This window comes from Vibrio sp. 10N.222.55.C7 (assembly GCF_041473335.1).
GTDB lineage: Bacteria > Pseudomonadota > Gammaproteobacteria > Enterobacterales > Vibrionaceae > Vibrio > Vibrio crassostreae_C.
Map to the genome: position 1 here is coordinate 101598 of NZ_JBFRSC010000051.1, position 26478 is coordinate 128075.

Genomic DNA, 26478 nt, shown 5'->3' on the forward strand with positions numbered 1-26478 from the left:
CCATCTGTTTCTTTATTTATGCCGACATAAGGCAATGATCAAATAGGTTCAAACATGGATATAAAGGCTAAAATGCACAGCCAAGACGTTTACTACTGTGACGACGTTGATTTGGTTGCAGAGCAAACTCAATGCTTAGAAGTGCTATACGATTTTAATCACACTCGCCCGAGCGAAGGTGATAAACGACAGCAGATCATGAAGCAGTTGTTCGCCGAAGTCGGTGAGGGCTGCTACATTGAACCACCATTACATGCGAACTGGGGGCGTCACACGCACCTAGGCAACAACGTATACGTGAACTTCAATTTAACTCTGGTCGACGACACAGACGTATTCATCGGCGACAACGTGATGATTGCGCCGAACGTGACCATCGCCACTGGCACACATCCCATCAGCCCGGAACTCAGGCTAAAAGCAGCGCAGTTCAATGTTCCTGTTCGTATTGGCAACAACGTATGGCTTGGCGCACACACCGTCGTACTTCCCGGTGTCACCATTGGTGAAAACTCAGTCATAGGCGCAGGCAGCATCGTCACCAAAGACATCCCAGCTAATGTCGTCGCAGTCGGCAACCCATGCAAAGTGGTACGCGAAATCAACGAACGTGACCGAGAGTATTACCACAAAGATCGTCGCATTCCCGATGAGTTAAAGTAAGTATTCCCCGTAGTAGCGTGATGGCTTCCCATCTCGTTATGCTATACAGAAAAACTCTACATTTTCCACATAGCTGAAATTAGCTGTGACATAAGCCATTGTTATGCAATGGCTAAGTTGCATATTGTTTATGCATCTAAGACACTAGAACGAATTATTCTGGATTTAAGTGCAGAATTTTTCTGTCTGGCAGCGCATAGATTAAGATTTTCATACAAGGAAGGTTTATATGTCTGATAATGGAATAGAGCTACACTGCAGTCAATGTAATCAAAAGACAATACATCGAAGACTAAATAGTTCGGAAATTGAGGCACAAAAAACCGTAAAGAATAGCCCAAAGCACAAAATTCTTCATTTTGTGTTTAGCGTATTACTCAACCAAAACAGCTCTAAATCAAACATCAGTTACTTCAAGTGTACTGTTTGTGGTTCAGAGTACAGAGATAATGAAAGCATGCCTCATGGCTGGAGCTAAACTCATCGTTATACTTTGTACTAACAAATCGCTTAACAAAGACTCCCAATGCGTGGCATTTTTAATATGTGTTGCGCTAAGTGTTCAAGGCGGGATGCGGGCGCTTTTGTATTGCGTTACTCATGCCTTAGCAAGGCGATATGCTCAAGGAGGGAGTTTTGCTCGATTTATTCAAAAAAGTGGTTCTCATTAACCTATCAGCTGCACTTGTGGTTATAGCTCTAGCCCAGTTTGTTCCCTTCTTCGCGACTACTCAGTTGATCGACTTCTTGTTCTTTGTTGTCATCGTTATATGGATTATAGCGAAACTAATGTGGGAAGGAGGCATCCATAGTAAGACAACTCGGTTAGATGATCCTAGAACAGATAAGGTCTACAAAATGGTAGAAGGGCATGATTTCGAAAAAGATCAGCACGATCACTATCGCATGAACTACCAGACAGGTTTGGTTTTCTTTATAGCCGGTCTACCTGCATTTATTACTTGTTTAGTTCTTCAATTTCATTGAGTACGAACATAACAATAAGCTTAATAAGCTTAATAAGATTCACAATGCATGGCATTTTCACTGTGCGTTGGTTTAAGTGTTTAAGATTATATTACGTTCCTGACCACTTAAGCGGGCATCATCTCCATCCAATTCTTCCAGAGTTAAAGTAACTATCCATATCGAGTCTTAATAGTTTGTTTAGGTTCACGGTGCTTTTCTTACCCATTTGCTAGAGTGACATTTCAATGAGCATGGAGGTTTTGTAATGGGAACTGTAATCGGTTTGGTGATTCTAGTTGCGATAGATTGGTATCTTGTTCGTAAAACAGGGCTTCATATTCATAAATGGATCTCTAAAAAGTATGCTGCGTATCTGTCGGGAAAGGGGAACTAAAAATAGCCTTTCTTATTAAGTCATCGGTATAAAAAGCGTTATCCGCTATTCATTTACAAACACTGCAAAGATTGGAGGATTCATGAAAGGTAAAGGAAAGTGCCTATGTGGCTCAGTTGAGTTGGAAGTAGAGTACGCCAGTAATGAATTGGGGGCTTGTCATTGTAGTATGTGTAGAAATTGGTCTGGCGGTCCGATGTTAGTCATTGATTGCTCTGATTCCGTCAAAATATCAGGTGAATCAAATGTAGTGAGATATAAGTCATCCGATTGGGCTGAGAGAGGGTTCTGCGGTAAATGTGGTACTCACTTGTTTTACTTTTTGGTGCCAAATAATCAGTACCACCTTCCTGTCGGTTTATTGATGTCTGGGGATGACTACAAGTTAACTCATCAGATATTCATCGATGAAAAGCCCGATTACTACGAATTTAAAAATGAAACGCACAATATGACTGGCGCAGAAGTATTTGCCCACTTTGAAAGTGGAGAGTAAATATGAAGACAGATTTTTCTAAATTAGCGACAACCGAGTACGGAAATATACTAAGTAACGATCACTTTATTGACTTTAGTATTGGTCCTCTTTGGCAGGGAATGCCGCGAATTTGTGGAGAAGCGTTTACTGTCCAGTTAACGTCTGGTGATAATTTAATGCTTCATTCAGCCATATACGAAGCACCAGAAGGTTCGATCATTGTAGTAGATGGCGTTGATAGCGAATATGCTGTAGCCGGCGGTAATGTATGCGCAGTCGCGAAGAGTCGAGGTATCAAAGGCTTTATTATTGATGGTGTCATTCGAGATTTGACTGAAATTTCAGATATGAAGTTTCCAGTTTTTGCGAAAGGTGTTCATCCAGTACCGGGAAAGAAAGAGGTCTATTCTGAATTGGGTGCTCCAATCACTTGCGGGGGAGCAAAGGTGTATACGGGAGATATCATTGTTGCTGATGTAGAGGGTATTGTCGTTATTCCTAAATCAAGAAAAGATGAAGTGTTTCTAATGGCTTCAAAGAAAGCAAGTGACGAAGCTTCATTAACACTCGCTGAGTGGGAAACGAGTCATAGGGCTAAAATAGCCCAAGCAATAACGTCTGCGAAACAAAAAACTTAATTGGTGCAGCAAGTTGATTTGTAATGCGTGGCATTCTTGTCTGTTAACAAGCGAAGTCATCATCCGCCTCTCACATCTCATGGACGGCAAGTCCGCACAATAAGAAAGCGCATGATTTCTACAAAAGGTTGGGTGCAAAGGTTGAGCGAATGGATGGTCAAAGACCTTATTTCAGTTGGGCAATGTACGATTCGTGATTAGATAAAAAGGGAATGATGAATAAACAAAAACTAAAGAACCTCATTCAACAAGTTCCTGAGCTAATCGAAACAGCCAACGTATGTCGTGAGGTGGGTTTGCCAAACTTCTATATTGCAGGCGGCGCCATCACTCAAATAATCTGGAATGATATCGAAAACAAACCGCTTCTAGACCAAGTTAAAGACTTAGATATTGTCTATTTCAATAATGCATCAGCCCTCACTGAGGACGAATTCAAAAACCGCATTCGTTCGCGGTTAAGTCATCGTGTCGACGTGGATGTAAAGAACCAAGCGACCATCCATGAGCGTTACGCTAAGAAGTTCGGTTGCTTGATTCAACCATACGATCGTGTTGAACAAGGTATCAAGTCTTGGCTTTCTGCGCTTGCTATCGGGTTTACTCTGGATGATTCAGGCGATATCAAGTTGTTTGCACCATACGGTGTAGAGGACGCGTTTGATATGCTGATTAAACCGAATAAGCGAGCAATGACAGAAGCGAACTACAACAAAATGACCGCTGGTTATAAGGCTAGATGGCAGCAAGTAAAAGTGTTTCCTTGGGTGTGATCGACAGAGCTTTACGAGATCATTCTCAACATTTGGTATTTAACTCGGCTTGGCGCTAGTGGTAAGTTTGAGCGTAATCTCGGCATTGTTAGTCACTTAGCTGTTCGTTTGTCTTTTGGTAAGAATTAAGGAGTTTTAAGTGAGTCAGGAAGTAAGAGTAGGTATCGCTGCGGTTATTCTACGTGAAGGGCGAGTGTTACTTGGAGAGCGAATTGGTTCTCACGGAGCTCATACGTGGGCAACGCCGGGCGGACACCTTGAGTGGGGTGAGAGCATTGAAGAGTGTGCCAAACGCGAAACACTCGAAGAGACTGGCCTCGTTGTTAGTGGATTTGAAAAGCTCTCTTTTACCAATGATATTTTTGAGAAAGAGAACAAGCACTATATAACGCTGTTTGTTGTGGCTTCTGATGCTAGCGGCAAACCACAGGTGACAGAGCCTGATAAATGTAAGCAATGGAAATGGTTTAAGCTCGATGATTTACCAGAGCCATTGTTTCTTCCTCTGACGAATCTGTTGAGCGATCCAGTCATCCTTGGGAAGCTAGCGCAGTAATACAAATTGTGAGTCTGTTGCTGTGTGAATAAAGGGAATAATCAAACGGAATTAAGGAGATGTTCGATGTTCAAGTGTCCAAATTGTGGGGCGTCGGTTTCTATTAAAGAGAAATCCAAGCTGGATCCTTCCAAATACATGCCATGTAAACAATGCGCTCAAGTATTGAAGCCCTTTACTGTTTATTACTATTCACTCTTTTTTGTCGCGCCTTTCTCGTTTTCGATATCAATGAATTATGCTGGGTTTAGCACTTTAGGTGCCATTGTGCTTAGTTTTGTATTGGTTTACGTATTGTTAGTGTGTCAGCCAATAAAGAAAACATCACAATAGCGCCCTTGCATTAAAAGAAGATGATTAATCAGCAATAAAATAATGAGAATGGTAAATCATGACATTACGAGTAGTTCCAGAGCTTTATTGTTTCGATATTAATGTGAGCAAATCCTTCTTTGTCGATGTGTTAGGGTTTGAAGTTAAATACGAACGCCCAGATGAGGAGTTTGCTTATCTAACGCTTGATGGTGTTGATGTGATGCTTGAAGGGATTGCGGGCAAAAGTCGAAAATGGCTTTCAGGTGACCTAGAGTTTCCGTTAGGGCGTGGTGTTAACTTCCAATGGGATGTTATCGACATCGAGCGACTTTATCAGAGAGTTAACGAAAGCGCCGCTGATTCTATTTACTTAGCGTTAGAGTCGAAGTCTTATCAATGTGGGGATTCGATCGCGACTCAGAAGCAGTTCATCGTTCAAACTCCTGACGGTTATCTCTTTAGGCTCTGCCAAGATATTCATTAAGTCATGACCTTTTAGTTGGATACCAAATGCTGGTCTTTACTCGAAATTATTGGATGGACTAAACGTATTAACTGAGTACTAAGGTTGCATTTCCCAAAATACGGTTCTCGAGATACTAGCGATGAGCTCTAGTCGGTTCTTCGTGGGTGCTATACAGAAGGAACAACAATGATAACTATCGAAAGGCTTGAAGATTCACATGTGGCGTTAGTTCAGGCCATCCAACTCGCCGATGAACAGGTTAAGTTCGCTGGTACAGCTGCAGAGTTTTTATTAGACGGCAGTGAAACGAAGCACTTGCACGTGATTAAGTCTGATAACGAAGTTGTGGGTTTCTTTAAGCTGGATATCGCTTACGCAGAGCACTACGAATTCTGCCCTGAAGGAAGCATTGGCTTGAGAGCTTTTGTGCTTGATAAAAACCAGCAAGGTAAAGGTTTAGGAACAGGCACGGTGAAGGCTTTGTTTCCGTATTTAAAAGCGAATTACTCAGCGTATGAGTCGATTTACTTAACTGTGAATTGCAAAAATCCGGCAGCATTCAACTGTTATAAGAAAGGCGGCTTCGAAGATATCAATCAACAGTATTTAGGTGGCGCAGCAGGCCCGCAATTTATCATGCGCGGTCGAATTGCTTAGTAATATGGAACCGATTAATTATTGATGAGAAACACCTGCACAGCTGTATGCAGGTTGAGAGTCTTAAAGAACACGAGAAGGAAATTTGATGAAGGTTCAATATCTTGAAGTGGTTACCCCAGAGGTCGATGTCGTTTGTGCAACATACGCTCAGCTCTACAACGTGAAATTCAGTGGTGCAGATGTGAACCTTGGTGGGGCGCGCACTGCAAAGCTATCTAATGGCGGGGTAATTGGCATTCGAGCACCGCTTCGTGAAACTGAAGAACCAACTGTTCGTCATTACACGTTGGTTGAGGATATTCAGTCTGCAGTAACTGCAGCCGAGAAACTAGGCGCCGAAGTTGCGGTGCCGCCAATGGAGTTACCACGTCACGGGATGTGTGCCATTGTCATTCAAGGTGGCGTCGAGCTCGGATTCTGGCAGTTATAAATGATGTATACCTTTTAGATTGTGAAGGACGAGATACTACGATTTATGATGCGACACCTAGTGTCTTTACCTGCTTCATGGCATCATTCCCTGCAGTAAAAACCCCAACAAGGTATGTTATGAAACAGAATATTGTCCACATTGCACTCGTGGTAAAAGACTACGATGAAGCGCTTGATTTCTATGTAAACAAGCTTAAGTTTTATCTCATCGAAGACACGTATCTGCCAGAAGAAGATAAGCGCTGGGTTGTTGTTGCTCCACCAAATTCAACCGGTGTGAGCCTGTTACTTGCTAGAGCTTCCAAGCCAGAGCAACTCGATTTCATCGGCAACCAAGCTGGTGGACGCGTATTCCTATTCTTAAACACCGATGACTTCTGGCGTGATTACGAACGTATGACGTCTTTGGGCATTAACTTTGTCCGAGAGCCTAAAGAGCAAGGCTACGGCACCGTTGCTGTGTTTGAAGATCTTTACGGTAACTTGTGGGATCTGCTTCAGTTAAATCCTGAACACCCTATGGCTAACAGGTAGATAAGCTTAGCCCACAACCATCGGGTGTTGCGTATTACAAAATGTCGGTTCATTGGGAGTAACGCTTCTCTTTCGTTAGGTTAACCCTCCGCACCGCTAAATCATCAACTTAAGTTAAGGAAGCTCATCGTGGAAGAAATCAAAGGCATTCTGCAATTCATGGTCGAGATTGAACAATTAAAGGATGTTCATCGACAGACAAAACCGGTTGGATTGGATCGATATGAAAACTCCGCTGAGCACAGTTGGCACGTCTGTTTGAGCGCACTCATGTTGAAAGACTATGCCAATGAAGAAATCGATATTACGCGAGTAATGAAGATGCTGCTGATTCATGATCTTGGGGAAATCGATGCCGGAGACACCATCATTTATGCCAGTGAAACCGAAGAAAACAAGCTCAAAGAGAGAAACTGCGTTGAGCGCTTGCTGAAATCATTACCGAGCCATTCAAGAAGCGAGTATTTGGATTTATGGCTTGAGTTCGAAGCAGGTGAGTCACCAGAAGCCAGATTTGGTAAGGCGATCGATAGAGTGCCGCCTTTGCTTCATAACATCCATGGTGGTGGTCACAGCTGGAAGAAGCACAACGTATCTAAAGACAAAGTACTGACCTTCAATGGCGAGCGTATTTCTAAAGGCAGTCGTGCTCTATGGAAAGAACTAGAAGTACAACTTGAAGGCGCTGCAGACAAAGGGTTATTAAAGTAAAAGCTAATTTCATACCTTAGCGTAAGAATAGCTTTAGCTTTTCAATGAGGGAGATCTCGATGGTAACTGATTCAAGATGCATGGCACTTACCTTGTGTCTCATTTCTTTCTAATAAAACTCTAGTGGACAACAATAAGTTCGAGAACCGAGTGATAAGTTGTTAGTATGTATCAAATTTATAAATACCAGTTGGCTTATATAAATGCTTGATAATAAGTATATTAAACACCCTTATCACTGTGAGCAGTGCGACGCACTTACCCCGCACCTTGCTGTTAGCGCTTCCGATGCTGAATCTAAAGCGGACGCTGAATCTGAAAAGAAACAATGGAAGTTAGGCGTGTTGATGGAGTACCTGGTGACGTTATTGTTTAGAGGTGACCATAATGTTCCCGGTTTTTATGTCGACAGTGATTACGAATACCAATGTGAGAAATGTGGAACCAAATCGTGGCACTGATCGTGTGTTTAACTTTTGAAAAAATCCCCACCTAAACTGATGATAATAAGACGCATTAGAAAAGTGATCCTCTCTGCAAACTGAGAATCGAATCGCGTCTATACTGACATGGGTTACGTCGCTGATTTTAGAAGTGGCGCTATGAATGTAAGTTTGATTAGGTTAAATCTCTGAGGTGACGATGAAAAAATTACTACCACTATGCGCCATTTTACTCTCTGCATCATTTTTAGCTGCGGCTTCTGATGGTTTGATTAAATACCAAAGTAATTACTCAGTGAAAGAGACCGCTGACCGCTTTGAAGAACTCGCTATAAGCAAAGGTTTGACATTGTTTGCGCGAATTGACCATCAGAAAAACGCGAGTAAGGTCGATCTTGAATTGAGACCAACGGAAGTCATCATCTTTGGTAACCCGAAAGTAGGGACACCATTAATGCAATGTGCTCAAGAAGTCGCGATAGATTTACCGCAGAAGGTGTTAGTCACTGAAGATTCAAATAAGAAAGTATGGTTGTCTTACAACGATCCTAATTACTTGGTAGAGCGTCACGCGATCAATGGCTGTGACGAGGTCGTTAAGAAAGTATCGGGTGTACTAAGCAAGCTATCAGAAGCGACAGTGGCGAAAAAGAAAGCGAAATAACCAAGACCAATTAGCACTCATTAAGACTATTAATGGGTGCGACTTGACGAGGATATAGCTTCCCAATCAACGTTTGGCTGCATTGACAACTAAGCAACAATATATAAAAGTAGTTTTATGAAACTGAATTTAGCGCCATCTAACCAACGAATTATCATCATTCCATAAGAATGGTGGGATTGTTGATGCGCTTTGTTTATCGAACCCACCCGTAAGGTGGGTTTTTTGTCGCTGTCTTATGGGTTTTATCTGAATAGAGGAAGTCATATGAAAAAGATCGCGGTTTTTGGTAAGCCTGGGAGTGGAAAGTCCACAGTCAGCAAGGCGTTAGCACTAGCTACAGGGATAGAGCTTCACCAGTTGGACTCTATTGTTTACAAGGCCAACGGAGAGTTTGTTGAACGTGAAGTATTTGAGGAGGCTCATGAGAGCATACTTAAGTCAGAAAGCTGGATCATCGATGGTTTTGGCCCTCTAGGCTCGTTCAACACACGTTTAGATGCAGCTGATACCTTGGTTTATATCGACATTCCTTATTCAACTAGCTACTGGTTTGTAACCAAGAGAATGCTCAAAGGTTTATTTGTTAAACCTGAAGGCTGGCCTGCTGGAAGCTCAGTGATAAAAGGCACGATACAAAGCTATAAGACACTACAACTGTCCTAAATTTTGGAATGACGACTTTAGAGCGCAGTTAGAATTGCGCGCTAAAGAGAAAGAGGTTTACATCATCAGAAGCGTGACTGAATTGAATAACTTTGTTCACCAACACTTCACTTAACAGTCGAGAGTTTACTTTTCTTTAAAACGCTCTTACTTATTCATAACTTCATGAAAATATTTAGATTTAACTCTACGTGTGGCATATTTGCCATATGTTTAGTTTGTGCTTTGAGTTAAGGAGATAGATATTATGTATGGAAGTGAGAAGACGAGAGCGTTCTGTAGTAACTGTAAGGAACTGACACTGCACAAGTACACTATGTTCAGTAACCAAGCCGAAAAAGCGCCACAACATGAAAAGAAGCCAGGGTTGCTTGGAATGATTTTATCGTCGCTAGCTTCAAGTGGCGGAAACGGTGACTATAAATGTACAAAGTGTGGAACCAATTTACGTACACCGGACAACCTTGATTAGCCTTTAACCTACTTAATACTTCAACATTCTTCTTCTTTAATTATCCGTTTTCATTTGATAATAATTCAAATTGCACCGTGTTTTTCATTGAATGAACTTCTAGTAGCCTATGCGAATAGTTAATTATTGGGCATTCAAATGACACAGTATCAGTTCCAACAAGGGCATATTCGTCCACCTTCAGAAGCGGATAGCTTATTGATTCGCACCACCCAAGGTTGTCCTTGGAACAAATGTAAATTCTGTACGCTGTTTGAGGGGATGGAGTTTGCAATTCGTCCCGTTGAAGAGATTAAGAAAGACATTTGGGCTGCGAAAGCATTCTATAAGAACCGTAAATTTGAGACCTGTTTTCTGCAAGACGGTGATTCATTCACTATGGATACCGAAGACTTGCTGGATGTGTTGAATACACTCAAACAAGCCTTCCCAGAGTTAAAGCAGATCAGCTCTTATGGACGAGCGCAAAGCATGACTAAGAAGTCGCCTGAAGAGATGAAAGCCATCTGTGATGCAGGGCTCAACATGCTTTATTGCGGTATGGAATCGGGTTCTATTGATGTTCTCAAATTGATGAAAAAAGGCATTACTCCGAAATCTATTTTGAAATCGACCGAATACGCGAAGCAAGCGGGTATGAAGATGATGACCTTCATTATCCTTGGCTTGGGTGGTAAAGAATATTCGGCGCAGCATGTTGAAGAAACGGCGGCCTTACTTAACCAAATCAACCCAGATGAAATACGCATTCTGTCGCTTGCTGTGAAGCCTGGAACCGAATTGGATGAACTGGTGCAGAATGGAGAGTTCACGCCACTTAGCGAACGTGAAATGCTTGAAGAACAATATCAATTGATCAGTAAACTAAACCGCGTGACGGGCAACTATGGTAACTATCACGGTATTAATTTGTTGATGGAACTGAACGGACAGCTGCCACAGGATAAAGCGAAGTTCTTAGCGACAATAGACCGTTTCAATATGATGAGTGAGAATGACCAGAATAACTTTATCTTGGGACGTCGCATTCATTACTACGCCGCATTGAAAGACATGGATAACCAACTTATGTACGATTCTGTACAAAGAGAGCTTAATCGCATTCAAAAGCAAAATCCCGATGAACTCGACAATGTGTTTTACCAACTCCGTCAACGCATGATCTAGCAGCAAGGACTAATAACATGAATAACCTCGTTAACTGGCAAATCAGAAATGAAAATCCGGAACATCGGTCTTTGGAAAACGGCGTGCTGACGATGCAAGTGCAAGAGGGCAATATCTTTGGTGCGGGTTCAGCTGATGTTGATAATATCTTCGTTCATCCAGTATCTAGCTCGGATTACAGCACAGAAGTGACGGTTCAATTAGATCCAAACCTCGCATTTGAACAAGCTGGGTTAGGTATTTACTGGGATAACGACAACTACATTAAAGTGAGCAAAGAGATGTTCATGGGCGAGCGTTCATTGGTGTTCGTTGTAGAACAAAATGGTCAGCCACAGATCAAGGAACGTCTGTTGTTTAGTGAATCTAGTGTGTCGGTAAAGCTCGTCAAACAAGGCGGAAAAGTCAGCGCTCATTTCCGCCCGTTAGAAAAACAACAATGGCAGGAAGTGATCACGTTTGATTCGTTAGTAGGCAGTGAACAGGGTGTGATGCTTTATACGTTCAGTGGCAGTAAGGCGACGCCTAATTTCGCCAAATTTAGTGGCTTCAGTTTGTCTGACGCCTAATAATTTGTCTTACGCTGAATAAGCTTGCTTAGCGTATAAAAAAACGGACCGATATTGCTACCGGTCCGTTTTTAAATTCTTCAAGTCAAAGCGCTTATGCACAACACTTCTTGTATTTTTTACCGCTGCCGCAAGAACACGGATCGTTACGGTTAGGGGTCTTTTCAAACGTCATCGTTTTTGGCTTGTTCAGTAGAGTATCAAGCTCGATGGTGTTCTCTTCTTTGTCTGCGTCGACTGTAACAGTAACGAAGATAGTATTTTCAGCGGCTAGTGCTTCAACTTCTGCTTTGCGCGTTTCAGTTTGAACCATTACTGCGATTGGAGATTCTTCAGTACCCGCTTTCACATCGCGGTTTACGTTGTAGCCAGCAAGAACGTGGTTCTGTCTTGTTTCGATACGGCCTTTGAAAAATAGTTTCGACATTGGGTACTCATTAAAAATGTTGAATGGCGCTATTTTTAACGGCGATAGCGCAATGGAGCGGGGATTATACGCATATATTGCAATTGATAAAGCAGTGATGTGAGCAAACACTGTTTGGTTTTTGTTTGCTAGTAACGGTTTGTTCTCTAGCTTTGCTTCTATTCGACAAATTTCGAAATTCAAGACAATAAAATTGCCCTAAATAGGCTTATGAATGATAAATTCAAATTACTAATCGAAACAAAGAGATAGTGTATGAAGTTAGATGCCATCCTGTGGGATTACGATGGAACCATAGTCAATTCCGTTCCAAAGAATATCGCAATCACAAAAGACATTATCTCTTTAGTCGCGCCACACTTGTCAGGTGATAACTTACCTAAATATTTGCTCAGCGAAGCGCTTTATCATGAAGCCAACCACGGGGCTAAAAACTGGCAAGCCTTATATGTCGATTATTACGGTTTATCACACGATGAAATGTTGATCGCTGGTGGAATGTGGGCAGAGCATCAAGAGAAAAACCAAACAGCCGTTGCCTTGTTTGAAGGAATGGAAACCGTGGTTAATCAGTTTGCTCATCTTCCACATGGGATCTGCTCTCAAAACTCTCAATTGAATATTCGTGGTGTGCTCGACAGTTATGGCATTGGTGATTTGTTTAAATCGGTCGTGGGCTATGACGATGTCTCGAACGGTAACCAAAAACCCCATCCATTTGGTGGTGTGAAATGTGTCGAGAACATATTTGGCGCCGATCCGACTAACGAGCTTTGTTTGATGTACATCGGTGACCATGAAGCGGACACACAGTTTGCTCGCAATATTGAAGCCGCGCTGGGTAAAAACGCAAAAGTGATTGCCGTTGCAGCAGGTTATAGCCGATCGAAACCTGAAAATTGGCAAACCAAGCCCGATTACAGTGCTAACAGTGTCGATGATCTTTTAACGATCATTAGCAAGTACGCATAACGAAGCAGACATTTAAAAATCACCACACGTAAATAACTTTAAGGAAGAATAATGACACCAAAACAAGTGGTATTGGGATTTTGGGATGCAATGCGCAGTAATGATTTTGCAAAGGCAGGTGAATGGCTAACCGCAGATTTTGAAGGCTATTGGCCGCAGTCGTCTGAATTGACGTTAGGGCGCGACAACTTCACTGCAATCAATACTGAATACCCAGCCAATGGTGTTTGGGAATTCACGCTCAATTCGATTGTCTGTGAAGGTGATACGGTAGTAACGGACATTTCAGTTACTGACAGTGTGCTGAAAGACCGAGTGATCACCTTTCACACGGTTGTTGATGGTTTAATTCAAAAGCAAACTGAGTTTTGGCCAGAACCATTCGAAGCGCCGGCGTGGCGATCGCAGTGGGTTCAGATCGTATCGAACAATTAGTTTGTATCGATACGATTAGTTTGTCACGAACAACTAGGTCGTATCGAATAATCAGGTTGCACAGAATAAGTAAACATTAGGAGGTTTCATTGAACAAGGTAGTGATTGTAACCGGCGGAAGCCGAGGCATTGGCGCAGCGACGTCTAAATTGTTGGCCAGTCAAGGCTATGCTGTATGCGTTAACTTCATACACAATGAGTCGCGAGCTGAAGATCTAGTGAATGAGATTCGCGAACAAGGCGGAACCGCGATTAGTGTGCGTGCGGATGTGTCTGTTGAATCGGACGTGAAATCCTTATTCGAGATTGCTCGTAACAAGCTAGGTCCAGTGACTCACTTGGTTAATAATGCCGGGATCTTGTTTACCCAGTCACCATTGGTTGATATTGAATTGGATCGCTTTGAAAAGGTGATGAAGTCCAACGTATCAAGCTGCTTTCTGTGCAGTAAAGCCTTTATCAAACAAGCCGATGGCGCGGGTTCGATTGTGAATGTATCGTCTGCCGCTTCTCGTACTGGCGCACCGTTTGAGTATGTGGATTACGCTGCATCGAAAGGTGCGATGGATTCACTCACCAAAGGCTTATCGCTTGAATTGGCTTCACGTAACATCCGAGTGAATGGCGTAAGGCCAGGTTGTATTTATACTGAGATGCACGCAGACGGCGGAGAGCCAGATCGCGTAGACAGACTAGCTTCACAGTTACCGTTACAACGAGGTGGCACACCAGAAGAAGTCGCGAACTCTATCGCATGGTTATTATCGGATGAAGCTTCGTATGTCACCGGCTCATTTATTGATATTGCAGGCGGTCGATAGGGCACGTTTGCCTTTACACTAAGATAAACAAGTTAAAACCATAGACACGCAACAAAAGTACCTAACTAAAAGAACGAAACTAAGAGTACAAAAATGAAAAACTATTTTGAGAGCCCGTTTGTTGGAAAGTCACTCAAAGAACAAGTGACCAACCCAAACATCATCGTGGGCGAGCACAGCTATTACCGGATAGAACCGACATCGATAAGCTGATCATCGGCAGCTATTGTTCGATTGGTTCTGGCGCTGTGTTTATGATGGCGGGCAACCAAGGCCACCAAAATCAGTGGGTGAGTACCTTCCCGTTTTTCTATCAAGACGATGAGAAGTTTGAAGGTGCGATAGACGGCTTTGAACGCTCTGGTGATACCGTGATTGGTAACGATGTGTGGATTGGTACAGAAGCCATGATCATTAGTGGTGTTAAGGTTGGTGACGGAGCCATCATCGCAAGTCGAGCGGTTGTGACTAAAGATGTCGCGCCATACTCGATTGTCGGTTCAAACCCAGCACGCCATATCCGTTATCGTTTCAATGAGACTGAAATCGCTCAGTTGCTAGAAATGAAATGGTGGGAATGGAGCGAAGAACAAATCAAAGGCGCAATGTCGCTAATGTGTTCTTCAGACATTGGTGGTTTGTACCATTATTGGAAAGGATTCTTGAAGCCTTAAATTGTCGTTCACAGATGAAATGTGAATGGTGAGAACGAGATTAAATTTAACAAATTACTCAATAATCTGATTATGGCAATGCGATTGTGATACGAGTAACTTATTGATTATATGCATATTGCATAGTATGGCGTGTCGCATTAGCGTGGTGGATGAATTGGAGGGGTATTATGATTAGTTGCAACGATTACGATTATATTGAAATTGTGTGTATGCACCGATACCCAATCAAGTTAACGCTGAAGTCTGGCGAGCAGATTGAATGTGTCGGGTTAGATACCCAGCGCAATGACAGCCGTGAAGAGTGCATTAAAGTCAGTACTCAAGGCGAGCAACAACTTGTCGTATTAACTCAAATAGCGACATTGGATGTCTGTGTCGACAACCCTCACTTTCAGCATGTTTCATTCAAAACGTCATAGGCTTTCAAATGAATAGAACCATAGAACAATGCTATTGCACCGCGTGCAGAGAAGAGACACAACATGTTGTTGTGTTGGTCAGAAAGACGAGTGCGTTTGCAGACAAACCTAACCAAAAGCGAAGTGAGTTTTGGGCAGGCATGATAAAAGGTTGGTTCCTTGGCCCGTTTGTCGCGTCAATGGATGAGTTTTCTCGTCACCTTGTCTGTGAAAAATGTGGACACAAAGAGATTCAAGATTAGAATTCGATTCAACGCGTACTGAACCTTCTGGTTTAAGAAAATGGCTTAGGAAATAGAAGAGTGAAAGAACAAATATTAGAAGCGGTAAAAGCATATGGTTTCTCGGTAAGAACCAACAATACCGATGAGGTTGATCCGGCTAAGGCGCAAATTGGGCAATTGTGGCAAGGCTTTTTCGAACAAGCTTTTCCTAAGCTGACCCCAGACTCAAAGGTATACGGCGTTTACACCAACTACGAGTCAGATTTTACGGGCGAGTTTGATGTTATCGCGTGTACCAATGCGCTTACCGATAATAGTTTAGATAATCTAGTTGAAACCAATATCGAAGCAGGCAAGTACTTAACGTTTTCTGCTGAGGGTGAATTACCGCAAGCTGTGATCGACCTATGGGGTGAAGTGTGGGCGTATTTCAACGCAGCAGACTGCCCACATGTGAGAACTTACACGACAGATTTTGAACTATACAAAGGTGAAACTGAAGTCGAGATTTCGATTGCGATTAAGTGATTGGTTTAAAATGAACAAAAGGCTTAGCTTAGACTGTGTTTGCCAGTTAAGAGACAGTAGTTACCGGTAAAGAGACAACGGAATCCCAGTTAAGCCTTTGAATATCTGTTCTTTACAAAGAAGATACAGTGTCACGTAACTACTTTAATACCTAGGAATTATCTATTCCAGAATTCCCCTAGATCACCCTAGATACCCTTAAGTCACCCAAAATTCTCTTAAGTTATCCAAAAAGACAATCTTGCTTGGTTTCATTCCACAAAGGGTATTGCTTCATGACTTGGGTGTAGAGCTTACTTTCAAGGTGCGCTCTTAACCAACGTCCTACGTTTTGATATTCCGATTTCACAAACCACTTCTTTTCGACTCGCACAAACTGACTGACGAAAGGCATCACCGCAAAATCGGCCAAGCTTGGGCTTTCTCCAAAAAAGTAGGGCTGATCGGTAAGTCGCACTTCTAACTGCTTAATGAAGGTTTCGCAGGCTTGTCGGCGTTGTTCAACATCGATGTTTCGGTAACGAACCGATGCACGATACCTTTCTAAGTGACCAATAAATTCTTCATCGTTGGTTTTAATGAGCTGCTGAACTTGTTCGCTAAGCGTTGGATTGCTTGAACGCAGAAGATCTTGAGGATCGTTTTGTTGAAGTGACCAGTTCATCACATCCAAGCTCTGTTCAATGACTTGTCCATTGGGTAACACCAATACAGGCACTGTTCCTTTTGGCGAACTGGCCAATAGTTCGCTAGGCTTGTCTTTGGTAACGATTTCTCGAAGTAACACTTTTTGCTGTGATAGTGCGATGCCCATTCGTCCGCGCATTGCATAAGGGCAACGGCGTAAAGAATAAAGGATAGGTAGATCGGATTCGTTCGGCATTATTGAGGTCATTTAGTTTGAAAAGTGTTGTACGGTGGTAAAGAGATCGTGATGTGGGTAGAATACGCGGCTTAAAAATTATAAGTAAGTGAGCGACTTCAAAAATGAGCAGAAAAATTGAGTTATTAGCCCCAGGTGGCGATGTAGAAGCGATAAAAGCCGCCATCGTAGCGGGTGCTAATGCAGTTTATTGTGGTTTAGACACATTCAACGCTCGTAACAGAGCCTCTAACCTGTCGTTAGACGAATTGAATGGTGTGATTCGCCTTGCTCATGAATACGGCTGTGAAGTGTTCCTGACTCTTAACGTTGTGCTACTGGAGCACGAGACTAAGAGCATCACCAAACTGCTGAACCAGCTTGTGAACACCAAAGTGGACGGCATCATTGTTCAAGACTTGGGTTTATTCAACCTGGTTAAGAAGCATTTCCCATCGTTAGACGTTCACGCGTCGACTCAGTTAACTACGCACAACGAAGGCCAGATTAAGTTCTTGTCTAAGATTGGCGCGACGCGCGTTAACTTGTCTCGTGAGTTGAACCTGCCTGAAATCAAGATGCTGACGGAAGTGGCACACGATCACGACGTATTAACCGAAGTGTTCGTACACGGCGCTCTGTGTATCGCATTCTCTGGTCAATGTTACTCAAGCTCAGTAAGTGTGGGTAACTCAGGTAACCGTGGCCGTTGTAGCCAAGCGTGTCGTGATGAGTACGAAATCACCAACGCGGGCAACAAGTTCCCACTTAACCTGAAAGATAACTCAGCTTACTACGACCTACCTGAATTGGTTGATGCGAAAGTCGACTCATTGAAAGTAGAAGGCCGTATTAAAGGCGCACACTACGTTTACACTGTGGTAGACACATGGCGTAAACAGATTGATAGCTTTGTAGAAAGTGGTTTGTTGATCGAAGACGATTCGAACCTGCACAAAGTATTCAACCGTGATTTCACCAACTCTTTCCTAAAGGGCAACCTAACGAAAGACATGTTCATCGATAACCCGCGCGACAACAGCATGAACTACGCTGTTGAAAAAGCGACGGAGCAGAACAACGAAATCTCAGTTGTACAGATTCAAGAAGTGACCAACGAACTTCACCAAGCGAAAGACGTTCTTGGTAACGAAATGCGTGACAAGATCGAGTTCCTTGATATTCGCAAGACACCAGTAGTACTGTCGTTCAGCGCAAAAGTGGGTCAACCATTTACGGTGACTGTGAACACGCCAAAAGAGAACTTTACTCTTCAATCTAAATCGCTATTGAAAGCGGTTGAAGAGAAGGCGATTACTCAAGAGCTACTTGAGAAGCGCTTCAAAAACGTGAAGAGTGCAGTTCACACGCTAGAAAGCCACGACTTCAGTGAAGTGGATGCAGGCTTGTTGATTCCTCTAAAAGAAGTTTCAGACCTAAAAGACGAGATCGACTTCATTCTGAATGGCTCTGTGGAAGTGATTAAGCACGTTGAAGTGCCAGCACTGCCTCAGCACCCTAAAGTGAACGAGAAGCCGACTATGTCGATGCTTATCGCCGATGTAGAAGACTTACACCTGTGTGACGTGACTGACGCGGATGTTTACTTCAAACTTCCAGAAAGCTTCAAGAAGCGTTGTAACAAGTACATCGACATCTTGGCAGCAAACCCACGTTTGATTCCTTGGTTCCCAGCGGTATTGATCGGTAAAGATTACGACGAAGCGGTTCGTATTCTTGAAGAGATCAAGCCAGCTCGCATCGTAACCAACAACACGGGTATTGCTTACAAAGCTTACGAGATGGGTATTGAGTGGGTTGCAGGCCCGTTCATGAACACGACCAACTCTCACGCACTGGTTACTCTGAAAGAAGAGCTGAACTGTGCAGGCGCATTCATTTCGAACGAGATCAACAAAGGTCAGATTCGTCATATTCGTCGCCCAGAGAACTTCAAACTGTTCTACAGCATTTACCACCCAATCTTGATGATGACCAGCCGTCAGTGTTTCTTCCAAAGAACCGTGGGTTGTAACAAGCCAAGCATCGAAGCAGGTTGTATGTTGAAGTGTGAGAAAGCGACCACGATTACCAACGTGAAAGGCATCTCTTTTGCGGTTGATAAACAGAAGGGTGGCTACCCAAGCATTTACAACCACGAGCAGTTCTTGAACCACGACGCAGTAACTGACTTCTCTGGTCTGTTCGACGAGTTCTTCATTGACCTAACCAACATCGGTGCAGGTTCTAAAGAAGTGAAAGACAAAGTTGAGCTTATCAAGCATTTCGAAGCGCTACTGAACGGCGTTGAAGGTTCACAACAGAACCTAGAGCAGATGGTTGAAGTTCGAACTAATGCTCAGTACGTGCAAGGTCTATAGCGTACAAGGTTTATAGGGTTCAATGTCTATGGGCTGTAAGGTTTATAGCTTCTAACGCAAAGAGCGTTCAAGGTTTATAACGCTCAACCGCTTATAAGCACTCTGAACCAATAAACAAAAGGCCACTCAATCGAGTGGCCTTTTTAATGTCTGAAACTTTCTGAATCTTTCTCAACCAACGAATACGTTATTCTGTCACGGCTTCTTGTTTGAAGCATGGGCTTTTCAACGTGTTCATCTTTTCGATTTCATTGGTTAAGCGCAGCGAGAGCAGGGCTTTCTGGTTTGAAGCAAAATCAAACATCACGATAGTCGCAGTGCCAACGGTCGTCAGTTTCTGTTGAGCCTTACTGACAATCGCGTATTCCATGGTGAATCGGTCATCTTGAATATCGGTAACACGTGAGCCGACCATCAAGGTATCTGGATACGTGACTGGGCGGAAATACTTACAGTAAGTGTCACCAAGAACAGGACCAACTTTGGTAATCGCCATCTCTTCCATCAGCTCGACGTGCTTGAAAAAATCTAAGCGAGCGGTTTCGAAATAGCGAAAATATACAGCGTTGTTAACGTGATTGAGTGCGTCCATTTCTCCCCAAGCGACAGGGATTTCTGTTACTACCGGGTAGTCAGATAATAGTGCTTCCATGCGAACTCTCTTATGCTTATCTGTGTAATTAACGTTATCGACTTACCCTTCATCGGGGTAAGTTGTTATTGGAATAAAAACCCTACCGTCAAATTAACAAAACTGCAACACGTGTGATTCAAGTTTTTGAAGCTCGAAACCACACAATGTCAGTCACTTAGTTACACCTGCACGCAATGGTTAGGCACTAAGGTGTTTGAATTGCAGCTCAACCAAGCGTTGGTACAATTCGCAGCTATTGATGAGAGACTGGTGGTCGCCGATGTCTACTAGCTGTCCTTTATCGAGCACCGCAATCTGGTCGGCGTGTTTAATTGTTGATAATCGATGGGCGATAATGATCGTCGTTCTGCCACGCATTAACTCTTCTAACGCTTGTTGTACGTGATGCTCACTTTCACTGTCTAGTGCACTGGTTGCTTCATCCAACAATAGAATATTCGGATCTTTCAAGATGGCACGTGCGATAGCAATACGCTGTCTCTGTCCGCCAGAAAGCCTTACACCACGCTCACCAAGAAAGCTGTTGTAGCCATCAGGTAGGTTTTGAATGAACTCGTGTGCGTGCGCTTTCTTCGCCGCTTCGATCACTTGCTCGTCTGTTGCCTGCGGGTTGCCGTAGCGAATGTTATGGAACACATCGTTACTGAACAGAGCAGGTTGTTGCGGTACCAATGCCATCTGCTTTCTTAGCTCGTTAGGATCAAACTGATTCAGTTCAACACCGCCTAATGTGACCTTACCCACTTGTGGGTCGTAGAAACGTTGCAGCAGTTCGAACAGGGTAGTTTTACCTGCGCCAGACGGGCCAACCAGTGCCAACACTTTGCCTTCATGGGCAGTAAGCGTGAGGTTGCTTGTTGCGGGTTGGTCCGGTCTTGATGGATAACAGAAGGTCACATCATCAAATGCAACTTCTGGCGTTACGTTAGCAAGCGAAGTTGGATTCGCAACTGGCGCAACAATATGGCTTTCAACTTGTAGGATCTCGATTAATCGCTCGGTCGCACCTGCCGCGCGTTGCAGTTCACCCATCACTTCAGAAATCGTACCTAACGATGAAGCAACCATAATTGCGTAGAACACAAACGCCGCTAAGTCACCAGCCGACATAGTGCCGTTGATAACATCACTGCCGCCAACCCAAAGCATGCCTGCAATAGCACTAAATACAATCACGATAACGCCAGAAATAAGAATCGCGCGCTGTTTTACACGCTGGCGACCAATCTCATACGCCTTTTCCACTTCTACCGCGAATGATGCTTTCTCTTGCTCTTCTCGGCTGTAGCTTTGCACCGTTTTAATGTGCTCAATTGCCTCACCTGCGTAAGAACCCACATCAGACATGGAATCTTGGCTTTGGCGAGATAGGGCTCTTACACGGCGCCCATAAACAAGGATCGGAATCAAGATAAATGGCACCGAGGCCAATACAATCAACGTCAGCTTAATATTGGTCGCAAACAGCATGATGATTGCACCAATACACATCAACGCGCTGCGCATCGCCATAGAGAACGATGAACCTATGATGCTTTGAAGCAGAGTAGTATCCGTGGTGATTCGCGACATGATGTCGCCACTGCCATTGGTTTCAAAGTAACTCGGGTGCAGCGTCACCACGTGATTGAAAACCGACAGGCGTATATCCGCACTTACTCGCTCACCAACAGAAGAGACCAAATAGAAGCGGAAGAAGGTGCCAATCGAGATCAGCACGACCACCACCATGATGAATTGAATCGCGCTGCCTAAGTCTGACAACGATTGTTGGCTGAAGCCTTGGTCGATAAGAAGACGAATACCGTGTCCGACTGAAAGGGTTAAGCTCGCTGTGAAGATCAACGCGATCAACGCAGCAATAACACGACCTTTATAAGGCTGAATGAATTTACTCAGCTCAAACAAAATACTGAGGCTTTTTTTCTCAGGTTTGGGTTCTGGCGCTTGTTGAGTCGATCGCTGAGTCTGTCGCTGGTTCGAGTCGAGCGTAGAAGAGACATCGTTTTGCATATGACTGCCTTAATGTGTTGTCGCTTTAAAAATAGATGGCTTGTTGCTTGTTGCTAATTGCTTTATGACTTATTGCCTGTACTGCGCGTTGTTCGCTGGGCAGTAATTGTTGTTGATAATCGAACCCATTAAAGCATTTATTGCGCTGTGACGCTCCCTAGGAAACTCAATTTCCAATATTTCATCAACACTAAGTGAATAATTCGAAACGACCTTAAAGGAAAACTAAGCATTTTGATCCAGTCAGTTGGATAGGAAATCAAGCTATTTAACCCTAATTTTTATGCAAGTAAATTAGCGTTGATAGGAGAGTGCACACATAAACAAGCAACCGTGCGATGATTTATAAATTGATAGCAAAACGTTTGCTATTTATCTCGATATTAGCTTTATCAATGACTTGTAAGTTTTGGTTGTAAGACCAGTTATAGCGACTGTTTTTTGTGGAATATTTGTTACAAAAATTCAACAAAGTAGTTTTTTATACATTTTTCTTGCATAAAACCTCGGATTGAATAGAATAACCAACAAATGACAATTAATGCAGTATTGTGGCATGAGTATTCAAGTAAAGAGCATCAACAAATCATACGGTGATACCCAAGTTCTTCACGACATTAGTTTCGACTGTGAGAGTGGCGAAACCTTGGTATTGCTTGGCCCAAGCGGCGCGGGCAAGAGTTCATTACTGCGTGTATTGAACCTGCTAGAAATCGCGGACAACGGCGAATTAGACATTGCGAATGAGCAATTCGATTTTTCAAGCCAAATCCAAGAGAAGCAGGGGCTTAAACTTCGTCGTAAAGTCGGCATGGTGTTCCAGCAATACAACTTATGGCCACACATGACGGTGATGGAAAACTTGATTGAAGCACCAACCAAAGTGGCGGGTTTGGATAAGCAAGAAGCGATTAAGCAAGCGCAAGAAGTCCTAAAGACACTTCAACTTGCCGACAAAGCAGACGCTTGGCCACTTCAACTGTCTGGCGGTCAACAACAGCGTGTTGCGATTGCACGTGCGCTGATGATGAAACCGGATGTGTTGTTGTTTGATGAACCAACAGCGGCGCTTGATCCTGAGATCACCAACCAAGTCGTGAGCATTATTAAAGAATTGAGCGGAACGGGCATTACCCAAGTGGTCGTGACGCACGAAGTCGATTTCGCGAAGAAGATTGCTAGTCACGTTCTGTACCTAGAGAAAGGGTACATCGTTGAACACGGCACCAGCGATTCATTCGTTAATCCGCAGACACCTGAGTTTGCTGAATATTTGACTCATTAAGTAAGTCACTTATTAAAAGAAAGTTGACTCACTAGATTTAGCTAAATTAAAACAATCAAATTATAAGAATGGCCACAGGCCGCTATTACACAGTATTCGGAGTAACAAAATGAAAAAGATTCTACTAGCTTCACTTATCGGCCTTGCTTCTTTCAACGCAGCAGCTCAAGAAGAAATCAAATTCGCAATGGAAGCAACGTACGCACCATTCGAATACATGGATGAGAACAACCAAATCCAAGGTTTTGACGTAGACCTAGCAAACGCACTTTGTGAAGAGATGAAAGCGACCTGTACTTTCCACAACCAAGCATTCGATAGCTTGATCCCTGCACTTAAATTCAAACGTTACGATGCCGCTATCTCGGCAATGGACATCACAGAAGCGCGTCTTAAACAAGTGAACTTCTCTAACGCATACTACGATAACTCTGCAGCATTCATTTCTTTCGAAGGCAAAGTAGCAGACCAAGCAGCACTAGAAGGTAAGCGTGTTGGCGTTCAAAACGGTTCTACTCACCAGAGCTTCCTACTTGAGCAAATGACTGGCGTAACAGCGGTACCTTACTCAAGCTACCAAGATGCATTCATCGACATGAAGAACGGTCGTATCGATTCTGTATTCGGTGACACAGCCGTTGTAGCAGAATGGTTCAAGAAAGAAGACAACCTAACGTACGTAGGCGACCAAGTAACAAACCAAGAGTACTTCGGTAACGGCTTTGGCATCGCAGTAAACAAGAGCAACCAAGAACTTGTAGACCAGCTTAACGTTGCACTTGCAGCAGTAAAAGCGAACGGCGAATACGATAAGATCTTCAACAAGTACTTCGGTAAGTAATTTATGGAATTAACGGGTTACTCTTTAGGGCTCGTCGAAGCAAGCTGGATGACTGTTCAGCTTGCATTCGTAAGCCTATTGGTTGGATTGGTTCTAGCAGTTTTGTTTGCAAGTGGTGAGATGTCTCGTCGTATTGCAATCAAATGGCCAACGACTGCATTTGTGACGATTGTTCGTGGTTTACCAGAAATTCTGGTCGTACTGTTTATCTACTTTGGTTCGACACAAGTTCTGTTCATGATCACTGGCGACTTCATAGAAGTGAGCCCGTTCTTATCTGGTGTTGTTGCACTGTCACTTATCTTTGCTTCTTACGCTTCGCAAACCTTGCGTGGTGCATTAAAAGCAGTAAGCAAAGGGCAGAGAGAAGCAGCAAGCGCGCTTGGTATTTCTCAGTCTCGTGCATTCTTTCGTATCGTATTACCTCAAGCGGTAAGACACGCACTACCAGGGTTAACCAACCAATGGTTAGTGTTACTGAAAGACACTGCATTAGTATCGCTGATTGGCGTAACGGATTTGTTGAAACAAGCACAACTAACATCCGCTGCAACGCACGAAGCATTTACTTGGTACGCGACAGCAGCAGCAATCTACTTGGTCATCACTTTAATCACACAAAGATTGGTAAAAGTGATTGATGGTAAGTTCTCTATTCAAGGTTTGGGTAACAAAGGGGCAATGGCATGAATCAACAATACCTCTCTCAAATGCTTGAAGGCTTAGTGACCAGTCTTCAACTCACAGGTGCTTCATTGCTTGTTGGTTGTATCTTGTCACTGCTGATGACGGTAACGCTAATTCTAAGAATACCGGCGATTCACTGGTTCACTCGTGGCATCATCACGCTGTTCACTGGCACACCATTGTTGGTTCAAATCTTCTTGGTGTATTACGGCCCGGGTCAGTTCGATTGGATTCGTGAAAGCTTCATGTGGACTTGGTTAAGCCAACCTTGGTTCTGCGCAATGTTAGCATTAGCTTTGAACACCGCGGCATACAGCACGCTACTGTTCAGAGGCGCATTCAACGCCATTCCAGCAGGGCAGTGGGAAGCGTGTCGTGCACTAGGTATGGACAAAATCGCAACGCTTAAAGTGTTACTGCCATACGCACTGCGCCGCGCGGTTCCTGCTTATTCAAACGAAGTGATTCTAGTTTTCAAAGGTACGTCACTGGCAAGCACCATCACCATCATGGATTTGATGGGTTACGCTCAGCGTATCAACGGCCAAACCTACGACACACTTACTGTGTTTGGTATCGCCGGCGCATTCTACTTAGCAGTAAACGGCATACTAACGCTGATCTTCCGCCAAGTAGAGAAGAAAGCTCTCGCATTCGAAGCCGCATAAGCTAGCCACTCACAACCTTAACTCACGTATAAAGCCTGCCATTTATGTTCGCATAAATGGCAGGCTTTTTTGTGTTTGGGTAGGTGTAGGGGTACTGCGATTATATACAGTTGGCTGTAAGTTTTACGAAATCCATACTATATAGGAATATTCTGCATTTTATCATTCAATGAGTTTATCTATGTTTTAAGTCACTGAAATGCGGTGATTAATTATGGTAGAGTTCTGACCATATGAAACTAGATAGAATGATTCTGTAATTAAATGCAGAATTTTTCTGTCTAATATAGCTGTTATGCGGCTTATTGCATTTATTGCTTGTTTTAGGTCAATGGATAAATTAATGTTCGATGATATGTTAAGAGTATCTCCAAATTTCTTGATTTAAGTGGATTCAATGAAAAAAATATTAGTTCTCTTATTGGCGTTTACTTCAACTGCTTTCGGAGCTTCGGTTGAGCGTCCTTCGCAAAAATATCCAGACCAAGCTGTCAGTAGTTATAGTTGGCTTACTCATTACGACCAACAAAAATTAAGTATTTCCTTAAATGAAAATGCCACCAGATTTATATCGGAGTCGGAAGTGGAAAGATACTTTAAGTTGAAGCTTCGTAACTTTATTAGAGATATAAAAGTGATTAAGAACGCTGAAGATCTCAATTATAATTATGTAGATATACAGCTGGAATTATTTAAATACAACGATACAACTAAAATAAACTACGGATTGCTTTCTCTTAGGTTGTATCCATCAGTATTGTGGGATAAAGGGGAACCAAAGCCTTACAATATTACAATGGCAATTGCAGGGTCCGAGACACAATTGAATTCAACTGTTAAAGAAACATTAGACATGATGGTAGAAGTCTTAGCCGAGGACTATTATTTCGTTCTTGATACAAAAGCGGAGTAACGCTGCATAACAAATAAGGATTAAGGTGTTGCGCAGCCAACACTAAATCCCGAGTGTTGAACAAGCCCGAAGCCACTTTGTTAAGTAAATTGTACGATTG

Annotated in this window: 33 protein-coding genes and 3 pseudogenes; 32 read left to right on the forward strand and 4 right to left on the reverse strand. The window is 43.1% G+C overall.

Translation table 11 applies throughout. From position 1 onward, the window contains the following. Positions 1 to 54 precede the first annotated feature (54 nt). The 19 genes and pseudogenes from AB4482_RS17920 to AB4482_RS18010 all read left to right on the forward strand — a co-directional run bounded on the left by AB4482_RS17920 (position 55) and on the right by AB4482_RS18010 (position 11570). Positions 55 to 663 carry a sugar O-acetyltransferase gene (locus AB4482_RS17920; RefSeq protein ID WP_032545924.1) on the forward strand — a complete coding sequence of 203 codons (609 nt, stop codon included), beginning with the start codon at positions 55 to 57 and terminating at the stop codon, positions 661 to 663. Positions 664 to 1299: 636 nt separating this feature from the next. Then, positions 1300 to 1650 (forward strand): hypothetical protein, encoded by a 351-nt coding sequence (locus AB4482_RS17925; protein WP_059019687.1) that lies wholly within the window; start codon positions 1300 to 1302, stop codon positions 1648 to 1650. 247 nt (positions 1651 to 1897) lie between these two features. Next, positions 1898 to 2026 (forward strand): hypothetical protein, encoded by a 129-nt coding sequence (locus AB4482_RS17930; protein ID WP_371721947.1) that lies wholly within the window; start codon positions 1898 to 1900, stop codon positions 2024 to 2026. Between the two features lie 82 nt (positions 2027 to 2108). After that, positions 2109 to 2522, forward strand: coding sequence for a GFA family protein (locus tag AB4482_RS17935; protein WP_050712025.1), 414 nt, complete (start codon positions 2109 to 2111; stop codon positions 2520 to 2522). Between the two features lie 2 nt (positions 2523 to 2524). After that, a complete protein-coding gene (locus AB4482_RS17940; protein WP_372115773.1) occupies positions 2525 to 3142 on the forward strand; it encodes an RraA family protein in 618 nt (205 codons plus the stop codon). 47 nt (positions 3143 to 3189) lie between these two features. Next, positions 3190 to 3339 (forward strand): annotated as a pseudogene (locus AB4482_RS17945) (GNAT family N-acetyltransferase); the annotation flags it as partial. 18 nt (positions 3340 to 3357) lie between these two features. Next, the gene (locus tag AB4482_RS17950) at positions 3358 to 3915 is read left to right on the forward strand and encodes a nucleotidyltransferase family protein (protein ID WP_102333296.1); all 558 of its coding nucleotides are present in this window, start codon (positions 3358 to 3360) and stop codon (positions 3913 to 3915) included. Positions 3916 to 4054: 139 nt separating this feature from the next. Further along, positions 4055 to 4471 carry an NUDIX hydrolase gene (locus tag AB4482_RS17955; protein WP_102398031.1) on the forward strand — a complete coding sequence of 139 codons (417 nt, stop codon included), beginning with the start codon at positions 4055 to 4057 and terminating at the stop codon, positions 4469 to 4471. A 391-nt stretch (positions 4472 to 4862) separates the two neighbouring features. After that, entirely contained in the window at positions 4863 to 5270 is a 408-nt protein-coding gene (locus AB4482_RS17960; protein WP_102398033.1) for a VOC family protein, read from the forward strand. Positions 5271 to 5438: 168 nt separating this feature from the next. Next, positions 5439 to 5909, forward strand: coding sequence for a GNAT family N-acetyltransferase (locus AB4482_RS17965; protein ID WP_372181364.1), 471 nt, complete (start codon positions 5439 to 5441; stop codon positions 5907 to 5909). An 88-nt stretch (positions 5910 to 5997) separates the two neighbouring features. After that, a complete protein-coding gene (locus AB4482_RS17970) occupies positions 5998 to 6342 on the forward strand; it encodes a VOC family protein (RefSeq protein WP_017061800.1) in 345 nt (114 codons plus the stop codon). Positions 6343 to 6461: 119 nt separating this feature from the next. Beyond that, a complete protein-coding gene (locus AB4482_RS17975; protein ID WP_372181366.1) occupies positions 6462 to 6878 on the forward strand; it encodes a VOC family protein in 417 nt (138 codons plus the stop codon). A gap of 129 nt (positions 6879 to 7007) precedes the next feature. Continuing rightward, on the forward strand, positions 7008 to 7589 hold the full coding sequence (locus AB4482_RS17980) for an HD domain-containing protein (protein WP_017070700.1): 582 nt from the start codon (positions 7008 to 7010) through the stop codon (positions 7587 to 7589). A gap of 203 nt (positions 7590 to 7792) precedes the next feature. Further along, positions 7793 to 8050, forward strand: coding sequence for a hypothetical protein (locus AB4482_RS17985; protein WP_017066541.1), 258 nt, complete (start codon positions 7793 to 7795; stop codon positions 8048 to 8050). 181 nt (positions 8051 to 8231) lie between these two features. Beyond that, on the forward strand, positions 8232 to 8696 hold the full coding sequence (locus AB4482_RS17990) for a DUF302 domain-containing protein (protein ID WP_017061805.1): 465 nt from the start codon (positions 8232 to 8234) through the stop codon (positions 8694 to 8696). A gap of 267 nt (positions 8697 to 8963) precedes the next feature. Further along, positions 8964 to 9477, forward strand: a pseudogene (locus AB4482_RS17995) (adenylate kinase). 132 nt (positions 9478 to 9609) lie between these two features. Further along, complete coding sequence (locus AB4482_RS18000) at positions 9610 to 9834, forward strand: hypothetical protein (protein WP_017061807.1); 225 nt, start codon at positions 9610 to 9612, stop codon at positions 9832 to 9834. A gap of 138 nt (positions 9835 to 9972) precedes the next feature. Next, positions 9973 to 11001 (forward strand): radical SAM protein, encoded by a 1029-nt coding sequence (locus AB4482_RS18005; RefSeq protein WP_017061808.1) that lies wholly within the window; start codon positions 9973 to 9975, stop codon positions 10999 to 11001. A gap of 17 nt (positions 11002 to 11018) precedes the next feature. Next, positions 11019 to 11570, forward strand: a complete 552-nt coding sequence (locus AB4482_RS18010; protein WP_017061809.1) for a DUF1349 domain-containing protein — start codon at positions 11019 to 11021, stop codon at positions 11568 to 11570. Positions 11571 to 11664: 94 nt separating this feature from the next. Here AB4482_RS18010 and AB4482_RS18015 read toward each other — a convergent pair whose 3' ends face one another. Further along, positions 11665 to 11997 (reverse strand): PBPRA1643 family SWIM/SEC-C metal-binding motif protein, encoded by a 333-nt coding sequence (locus tag AB4482_RS18015; RefSeq protein WP_372181367.1) that lies wholly within the window; start codon positions 11995 to 11997, stop codon positions 11665 to 11667. 255 nt (positions 11998 to 12252) lie between these two features. Here AB4482_RS18015 and AB4482_RS18020 point away from each other — a divergent pair, with 255 nt between their 5' ends. From AB4482_RS18020 to AB4482_RS18050, 7 genes and pseudogenes are all read left to right on the forward strand, one after another. Then, the gene (locus AB4482_RS18020; protein ID WP_372181369.1) at positions 12253 to 12969 is read left to right on the forward strand and encodes an HAD family hydrolase; all 717 of its coding nucleotides are present in this window, start codon (positions 12253 to 12255) and stop codon (positions 12967 to 12969) included. Positions 12970 to 13020: 51 nt separating this feature from the next. Next, positions 13021 to 13404 (forward strand): nuclear transport factor 2 family protein, encoded by a 384-nt coding sequence (locus AB4482_RS18025; protein WP_372181370.1) that lies wholly within the window; start codon positions 13021 to 13023, stop codon positions 13402 to 13404. 89 nt (positions 13405 to 13493) lie between these two features. Further along, positions 13494 to 14225, forward strand: coding sequence for a glucose 1-dehydrogenase (locus tag AB4482_RS18030; protein WP_372110503.1), 732 nt, complete (start codon positions 13494 to 13496; stop codon positions 14223 to 14225). Positions 14226 to 14318: 93 nt separating this feature from the next. After that, positions 14319 to 14899 (forward strand): annotated as a pseudogene (locus AB4482_RS18035) (CatB-related O-acetyltransferase). 170 nt (positions 14900 to 15069) lie between these two features. Beyond that, complete coding sequence (locus tag AB4482_RS18040; RefSeq protein ID WP_017068339.1) at positions 15070 to 15321, forward strand: Rho-binding antiterminator; 252 nt, start codon at positions 15070 to 15072, stop codon at positions 15319 to 15321. A gap of 8 nt (positions 15322 to 15329) precedes the next feature. Beyond that, a complete protein-coding gene (locus tag AB4482_RS18045; protein WP_017068340.1) occupies positions 15330 to 15563 on the forward strand; it encodes a hypothetical protein in 234 nt (77 codons plus the stop codon). A 60-nt stretch (positions 15564 to 15623) separates the two neighbouring features. After that, positions 15624 to 16073 (forward strand): GyrI-like domain-containing protein, encoded by a 450-nt coding sequence (locus tag AB4482_RS18050; RefSeq protein WP_017068341.1) that lies wholly within the window; start codon positions 15624 to 15626, stop codon positions 16071 to 16073. A gap of 223 nt (positions 16074 to 16296) precedes the next feature. Here AB4482_RS18050 and AB4482_RS18055 read toward each other — a convergent pair whose 3' ends face one another. Next, positions 16297 to 16887: a glutathione S-transferase gene (locus AB4482_RS18055; protein ID WP_017061817.1), complete on the reverse strand. Its 591-nt coding sequence runs from the start codon at positions 16885 to 16887 to the stop codon at positions 16297 to 16299. Positions 16888 to 17060: 173 nt separating this feature from the next. On the opposite strand from AB4482_RS18055, the gene AB4482_RS18060 reads away from it, so the two are divergent. Next, positions 17061 to 19316, forward strand: coding sequence for a peptidase U32 family protein (locus AB4482_RS18060; RefSeq protein WP_372181373.1), 2256 nt, complete (start codon positions 17061 to 17063; stop codon positions 19314 to 19316). Positions 19317 to 19503: 187 nt separating this feature from the next. Here the strand turns inward: AB4482_RS18060 and AB4482_RS18065 are convergent, their stop codons facing one another. Further along, positions 19504 to 19968 carry a thioesterase family protein gene (locus tag AB4482_RS18065; RefSeq protein ID WP_017061819.1) on the reverse strand — a complete coding sequence of 155 codons (465 nt, stop codon included), beginning with the start codon at positions 19966 to 19968 and terminating at the stop codon, positions 19504 to 19506. A gap of 180 nt (positions 19969 to 20148) precedes the next feature. After that, complete coding sequence (locus AB4482_RS18070; protein WP_017061820.1) at positions 20149 to 21984, reverse strand: ABC transporter ATP-binding protein/permease; 1836 nt, start codon at positions 21982 to 21984, stop codon at positions 20149 to 20151. A gap of 556 nt (positions 21985 to 22540) precedes the next feature. On the opposite strand from AB4482_RS18070, the gene artP reads away from it, so the two are divergent. The 5 genes from artP (at position 22541) to AB4482_RS18095 (ending at position 26378) form a co-directional block, all read left to right on the forward strand. After that, the gene (artP, locus tag AB4482_RS18075; RefSeq protein ID WP_032545343.1) at positions 22541 to 23269 is read left to right on the forward strand and encodes an arginine ABC transporter ATP-binding protein ArtP; all 729 of its coding nucleotides are present in this window, start codon (positions 22541 to 22543) and stop codon (positions 23267 to 23269) included. 109 nt (positions 23270 to 23378) lie between these two features. After that, positions 23379 to 24110, forward strand: a complete 732-nt coding sequence (locus tag AB4482_RS18080; RefSeq protein WP_017063913.1) for a lysine/arginine/ornithine ABC transporter substrate-binding protein — start codon at positions 23379 to 23381, stop codon at positions 24108 to 24110. A 3-nt stretch (positions 24111 to 24113) separates the two neighbouring features. Next, positions 24114 to 24800 carry an arginine ABC transporter permease ArtQ gene (gene artQ, locus AB4482_RS18085; protein ID WP_017061822.1) on the forward strand — a complete coding sequence of 229 codons (687 nt, stop codon included), beginning with the start codon at positions 24114 to 24116 and terminating at the stop codon, positions 24798 to 24800. Continuing rightward, positions 24797 to 25465 carry an arginine ABC transporter permease ArtM gene (gene artM / locus AB4482_RS18090; RefSeq protein WP_017068344.1) on the forward strand — a complete coding sequence of 223 codons (669 nt, stop codon included), beginning with the start codon at positions 24797 to 24799 and terminating at the stop codon, positions 25463 to 25465. Before artQ ends, artM begins: the two co-directional genes overlap by 4 nt. Positions 25466 to 25862: 397 nt before the next feature. Further along, the gene (locus AB4482_RS18095) at positions 25863 to 26378 is read left to right on the forward strand and encodes a hypothetical protein (RefSeq protein ID WP_372181374.1); all 516 of its coding nucleotides are present in this window, start codon (positions 25863 to 25865) and stop codon (positions 26376 to 26378) included. Positions 26379 to 26478: the final 100 nt, after the last annotated feature.

Coding starts and splice junctions, on each gene's coding strand:
- AB4482_RS17920 (WP_032545924.1), top strand. CDS start 55: ATGGATATAAAGGCTAAAATGCACAGCCAAGACGTTTACTACTGTGAC.
- AB4482_RS17930 (WP_371721947.1), top strand. CDS start 1,898: ATGGGAACTGTAATCGGTTTGGTGATTCTAGTTGCGATAGATTGGTAT.
- AB4482_RS17935 (WP_050712025.1), top strand. CDS start 2,109: ATGAAAGGTAAAGGAAAGTGCCTATGTGGCTCAGTTGAGTTGGAAGTA.
- AB4482_RS17940 (WP_372115773.1), top strand. CDS start 2,525: ATGAAGACAGATTTTTCTAAATTAGCGACAACCGAGTACGGAAATATA.
- AB4482_RS17950 (WP_102333296.1), top strand. CDS start 3,358: ATGAATAAACAAAAACTAAAGAACCTCATTCAACAAGTTCCTGAGCTA.
- AB4482_RS17960 (WP_102398033.1), top strand. CDS start 4,863: ATGACATTACGAGTAGTTCCAGAGCTTTATTGTTTCGATATTAATGTG.
- AB4482_RS17965 (WP_372181364.1), top strand. CDS start 5,439: ATGATAACTATCGAAAGGCTTGAAGATTCACATGTGGCGTTAGTTCAG.
- AB4482_RS17970 (WP_017061800.1), top strand. CDS start 5,998: ATGAAGGTTCAATATCTTGAAGTGGTTACCCCAGAGGTCGATGTCGTT.
- AB4482_RS17975 (WP_372181366.1), top strand. CDS start 6,462: ATGAAACAGAATATTGTCCACATTGCACTCGTGGTAAAAGACTACGAT.
- AB4482_RS17985 (WP_017066541.1), top strand. CDS start 7,793: ATGCTTGATAATAAGTATATTAAACACCCTTATCACTGTGAGCAGTGC.
- AB4482_RS17990 (WP_017061805.1), top strand. CDS start 8,232: ATGAAAAAATTACTACCACTATGCGCCATTTTACTCTCTGCATCATTT.
- AB4482_RS18000 (WP_017061807.1), top strand. CDS start 9,610: ATGTATGGAAGTGAGAAGACGAGAGCGTTCTGTAGTAACTGTAAGGAA.
- AB4482_RS18005 (WP_017061808.1), top strand. CDS start 9,973: ATGACACAGTATCAGTTCCAACAAGGGCATATTCGTCCACCTTCAGAA.
- AB4482_RS18010 (WP_017061809.1), top strand. CDS start 11,019: ATGAATAACCTCGTTAACTGGCAAATCAGAAATGAAAATCCGGAACAT.
- AB4482_RS18015 (WP_372181367.1), bottom strand. CDS start 11,997: ATGTCGAAACTATTTTTCAAAGGCCGTATCGAAACAAGACAGAACCAC.
- AB4482_RS18020 (WP_372181369.1), top strand. CDS start 12,253: ATGAAGTTAGATGCCATCCTGTGGGATTACGATGGAACCATAGTCAAT.
- AB4482_RS18025 (WP_372181370.1), top strand. CDS start 13,021: ATGACACCAAAACAAGTGGTATTGGGATTTTGGGATGCAATGCGCAGT.
- AB4482_RS18040 (WP_017068339.1), top strand. CDS start 15,070: ATGATTAGTTGCAACGATTACGATTATATTGAAATTGTGTGTATGCAC.
- AB4482_RS18045 (WP_017068340.1), top strand. CDS start 15,330: ATGAATAGAACCATAGAACAATGCTATTGCACCGCGTGCAGAGAAGAG.
- AB4482_RS18055 (WP_017061817.1), bottom strand. CDS start 16,887: ATGGGCATCGCACTATCACAGCAAAAAGTGTTACTTCGAGAAATCGTT.
- AB4482_RS18060 (WP_372181373.1), top strand. CDS start 17,061: ATGAGCAGAAAAATTGAGTTATTAGCCCCAGGTGGCGATGTAGAAGCG.
- AB4482_RS18065 (WP_017061819.1), bottom strand. CDS start 19,968: ATGGAAGCACTATTATCTGACTACCCGGTAGTAACAGAAATCCCTGTC.
- AB4482_RS18070 (WP_017061820.1), bottom strand. CDS start 21,984: ATGCAAAACGATGTCTCTTCTACGCTCGACTCGAACCAGCGACAGACT.
- artP (WP_032545343.1), top strand. CDS start 22,541: ATGAGTATTCAAGTAAAGAGCATCAACAAATCATACGGTGATACCCAA.
- AB4482_RS18080 (WP_017063913.1), top strand. CDS start 23,379: ATGAAAAAGATTCTACTAGCTTCACTTATCGGCCTTGCTTCTTTCAAC.
- artQ (WP_017061822.1), top strand. CDS start 24,114: ATGGAATTAACGGGTTACTCTTTAGGGCTCGTCGAAGCAAGCTGGATG.
- artM (WP_017068344.1), top strand. CDS start 24,797: ATGAATCAACAATACCTCTCTCAAATGCTTGAAGGCTTAGTGACCAGT.
- AB4482_RS18095 (WP_372181374.1), top strand. CDS start 25,863: ATGAAAAAAATATTAGTTCTCTTATTGGCGTTTACTTCAACTGCTTTC.